Below are 3,782 nucleotides of genomic sequence, written 5' to 3'. Positions count from 1 at the left end.
AGCACGTCCCGGCCCTCGTCCGGGGCCGGGCGGCGACGCTGCAGCGGGCGCGCGTTGGGAGGCGGACGCAGGGGCAGCAGCTCGCGCGGCGGGAGCGGCTCGTCGCCCCGCACCACGACCAGGTCGGAGAACACCTGTTCCAGCGGCTCGGCGGCCTCCGGCTGGAAGGCGGCCTCGCCGTGGAACACGCCGCGGACGAACCAGCGCGGACCGTCCACGCCCACGAACCGGGCGACGTTCCACCCCGGCGAGCCGTCCGGCAGCGCCGCCGGCACGCGCGTGAGGATCTCGATGCCGAAGCGGCCGGTCTGCTCCTGCACGGTCGCGTGGGCGGTGGTCGACAGGGAGTCGTGCAGCTCGGCGCGCAGGTCGTCCCACAGGCCCGTGCGGCGCGGGGCGCTGAACGCCTGGACCTGCAGCGCCGAGCGGCCGAGGCTGACGGTGGCGGCGACGATCCGCTTCGTCGCGTCCTCGACGTCGAGGCGCAGCTTCATGCCCTGGACCGCCCGCAGGCGCAGCGACCCCAGGTCGATCATGCCGGCGGGATCCGGGCGGGTGGCGACGTCGTGCGGACCGACGTCGGCTGCCTCCGGCGCGGCGGCGATCTCGAGGTCGCGCTCCTCCAGCAGCTCGGCCGGCAGGCTGACCTGCTCGTGGCGCACGGTGCGGTTGCGTCCGAAGATCACGACGTCCTCCCAGGGGTGTTGTCGGCGGTGAAGCCGCCGGTCGAGCCGAAGCCGCCGGCCCCGCGCTCGGAGTCGGGCAGCGCGTCCACGGGCTCGAAGCGGGCCCGCACGACCGGCTGCAGCACGAGCTGGGCGATCCGGTCGCCGCGGCGCAGCACGATCGGCTCCGTCGGGTCCAGGTTGATCAGGGGCACCTTGATCTCGCCGCGGTAGCCGGCGTCGATGGTGCCGGGGGCGTTGACGACGCTCAGGCCGTGGCGGACCGCGAGGCCCGAGCGGGGGTGCACGAACCCCGCGTGGCCCTCCGGGATGGCCAGCGCCACGCCGGTCGGCACGAGGGCGCGCTCTCCCGGGGCCAGGGTCACGTCGACGGCGGTGCGCAGGTCCGCGCCCGCGTCGCCCGGCTGCGCGTAGGCGGGCGGGGCCAGGCCCGGATCGAGGGCGTGCAGGGGCACGGGCAGCTCGGCGGAGTCGGTCACGAGGCCCGACCCTACACGAGCACCCGTCGGCCCGGGGCCGCGTCGAGGCGGCCGGGCGGGCGCCCTCGCCGGTGCCGCGCGGCGGGACCGGAGTCCGGATGTGGGAAGCTGGGACCCATGCGTGATCCCCAGCAGCACCCCGTCGCCGATGCCTCCCGCCGCGCCCCCGAGGGCGCTGCGGCGGGACCCGATCCGGTCCTGTTCGAGGAGCGGTTGACGCCCTCCCCGGGGGTCTGGGCCGTGGCGCTCATGCTGGCGGCGCTGACGATACTCGTGTTCGCGCCGATCGACCTCGGGGTGGGCATCGCGGCCGCCGTCGCGTTCTTCGCCGTCGAGGTCCTGATCCTGGTGGCCACCACCCCGCGCATCGTGGTGCGCGAACGCACCCTCCAGGTGGGCCGCGCCAGCATCGAACGGCACCACGTCGGTCAGGTCACGGGGTATCGCGGCGAGGACGCCCGGGCCCAGCGCGGCCCGCTGCTGCACGGGCTGGCCTTCGTGAACGTGCGCGGCTGGATCGCGCCCGTCGTGCGGATCCAGCTGACCGACGAGCGCGACCGCACACCCTACTGGCTGACCAGCACCCGGCGTCCGGAGGAGCTGGTCGCGGCCCTCGGCGGGACCATGGCCCGGCAGGAGGGGACGGCCGAGGGCCGCTGACCGCCCCGGCGGCGGGGGCTCAGCCCTCGCAGTCGGTGCAGTAGATCAGGCCGTTCTTCTCACGCGCGGCCTGCGAGCGATGGCGGACCAGGAAGCAGGAGGCGCAGGTGAACTCATCCGACTGGGCGGGCAGCACCCGCACCATCAGCTCTTCACCCGAGAGGTCGGCGCCGGGCAGCTCGAACCCCTCGGCGGCCTCCGCTTCGTCCTCGTCCACGACGGCGGACTGGGTGTCCGTGCGCCGTGCCTTCAGCTCCTCGATGGAGTTCTGGCTCAGCTCTTCCTCGTTCTTGCGAGGGGCGTCGTAGTCAGTGGCCATGGGGTTTCACGCTCCGCTGGTGGGGGACGGCACCGGGACCGGTGCCGGCACTGCGCGGGCGGCGTCGTGGGCGGGCCACGCATCACCGGCCTGCGCCGTTGCGCGTAGATTGTGCACCATGGCCGAACCCGTGCCAAATGTTGACCGGCATGCTCGCCCAGGGCGGATTCGCGCGGGCGCGCGCCCCTCGCCCGGGCCGTGGTCTGCGGCCCGGCGGCTAGGATCGGGGCATGCCCGGCCGGGCGTCCGCATGCCCGGTGACCAGAACACGATGTGGGAGGGACCACCGCCATGGCAGAGCTGCGACTGACCGGACCCACCGAGGACGGCGACGCGCTGCGTTTGTCGGGGCCCGAGGGCGAGGAGCACACGCTCCCCCTCTCCCCCTATCTGCGCCGGCTGGTCATCGAGGGCGCCGCGCCCGAGGACGGGCGACCGGCCGAGGACGGCCCCGCGGCCTGGCACGACATGACGGAGATGGACGTCCCCGGGGCGGACGACGAGGACGCCGAGGGACCGGTGGACGCGGCGACGCACGCCGACGATGCCGCGGAGGAGGACGAGCGGGCTCCCGAGGCGCCCTCCGGCCCGGCCCGGCCGGACGAGGACCTCGCGCTCACCCCGCGGATCGACCCGCGGCCCGTGGCCGACGACTCGACCGCGGACGGACCGACCCCGGCGCCGCTGACCGACCAGGAGTCCGTCAAGGCCGCCGCGACCCAGGAGGCCGTGCCCCTCACCCCCCGGGAGATCCAGCAGCGCATCCGTGCGGGCGCCTCCGTGGAGCAGGTGGCCCGGGAGAGCGGGAACGCGTTCTCGCGCATCCGCACCTACGGTCACCCCGTCTTGGCCGAGCGCGACTGGATCGCCCGGCAGGCCCGCGCCGTCGAGGTCTGGGTCGGCGGGCCCGACCTCTACTCGGACCTCGTCCAGGACGGCGGCCCCACGACGCTCGGTGAGCTCGCCGCGCACCGGCTCGCCGAGCTGGGCGTGGACGAGGCGAGCCTCGAGTGGGACGCGTGGCGCGAGGACCAGGCCGGCTGGACCGTGGCCGCCCGGTTCGCCGTGTCCGGTGCGGGGAGTCTGCCCACCCGCGAGGAGCCGCCGGCGCTCTGGACGTTCCGCCCGGCCGGACGCCACCTCGAACCCGAGAACGCCTGGGCCCGCGCCCTGTCCGAGGCGGAGGCCTGGGACCTGGTCCCCCGCGCCCCCGCGGCCGAACCGGTGACGGACGACGTGGACGCCGAGGACGCCGTGACCCCCGCGGGTGCGCACTCCCCGGCCGCCGACCGCGACGCCGATCTGCTGGAGATCCTGCGGGTGCGCCGGGGTCAGCGTGTGGGCGCGGACCTGGAGTCGGACGACGCGCTCGCGCACCTGATCGCTCGCGAGCACCAGGACCGGAGTCGGCGCGAGGCCGCCCAGGCGCCCGAGCGGCTCGCCCCGGTCGACGCCGAGGGGGCCCTGACGACCGCCGACGACGCCCCGGGCATCGACGAGCCGGAACCGGCCGCCGAGACCGACCGCGCCGAGGACACTGCCGCAGACGTCGCGGACGCGGAGGTCGCGGACGCGGAGGTCGCGGACGCGGGTGTCGAGGACGAGGGGGCGGAGCCCGCGCCTCGCGAGCGTGCCGCG

General features: G+C 75.8%; 5 protein-coding genes. 2 read left to right on the top strand and 3 right to left on the bottom strand.

Translation table 11 applies throughout. The annotated features are described in order from the left end of the window. Both HMPREF3105_RS11780 and dut read right to left on the bottom strand, forming a co-directional pair. Positions 1–686, bottom strand: a 686-nt coding sequence (locus tag HMPREF3105_RS11780) for a DUF3710 domain-containing protein (RefSeq protein WP_070709786.1), incomplete at its 3' end; no start/stop codon positions are given. Next, positions 683–1,165, bottom strand: a complete 483-nt coding sequence (gene dut / locus HMPREF3105_RS11775; protein WP_020625076.1) for a dUTP diphosphatase — start codon at positions 1,163–1,165, stop codon at positions 683–685. The genes dut and HMPREF3105_RS11780, both read right to left, overlap by 4 nt. 117 nt (positions 1,166–1,282) lie before the next feature. Here dut and HMPREF3105_RS11770 point away from each other — a divergent pair, with 117 nt between their 5' ends. Continuing rightward, positions 1,283–1,825, top strand: a complete 543-nt coding sequence (locus HMPREF3105_RS11770; protein ID WP_036382817.1) for a DUF3093 domain-containing protein — start codon at positions 1,283–1,285, stop codon at positions 1,823–1,825. 19 nt (positions 1,826–1,844) lie between these two features. Here the strand turns inward: HMPREF3105_RS11770 and HMPREF3105_RS11765 are convergent, their stop codons facing one another. Continuing rightward, complete coding sequence (locus tag HMPREF3105_RS11765; RefSeq protein ID WP_002858157.1) at positions 1,845–2,144, bottom strand: DUF4193 domain-containing protein; 300 nt, start codon at positions 2,142–2,144, stop codon at positions 1,845–1,847. Positions 2,145–2,435: 291 nt separating this feature from the next. Between HMPREF3105_RS11765 and sepH the strand changes: the two genes are divergently transcribed. Next, a partial coding sequence (sepH, locus tag HMPREF3105_RS11760) for a septation protein SepH (protein ID WP_070709783.1) occupies positions 2,436–3,782 on the top strand: 1,347 nt, incomplete at its 3' end.

This window comes from Micrococcus sp. HMSC31B01 (assembly GCF_001816085.1).
In the GTDB taxonomy this organism is placed as follows: Bacteria; Actinomycetota; Actinomycetes; order Actinomycetales; family Micrococcaceae; genus Micrococcus; species Micrococcus luteus.
This window is presented reverse-complemented; position numbering and strand designations above follow the sequence as displayed.

Bases quoted from the DNA above. Each gene is read 5' to 3' on its own strand.
- HMPREF3105_RS11770 (WP_036382817.1), top strand. From the start codon at position 1,283: ATGCGTGATCCCCAGCAGCACCCCGTCGCCGATGCCTCCCGCCGCGCC.
- HMPREF3105_RS11765 (WP_002858157.1), bottom strand. From the start codon at position 2,144: ATGGCCACTGACTACGACGCCCCTCGCAAGAACGAGGAAGAGCTGAGC.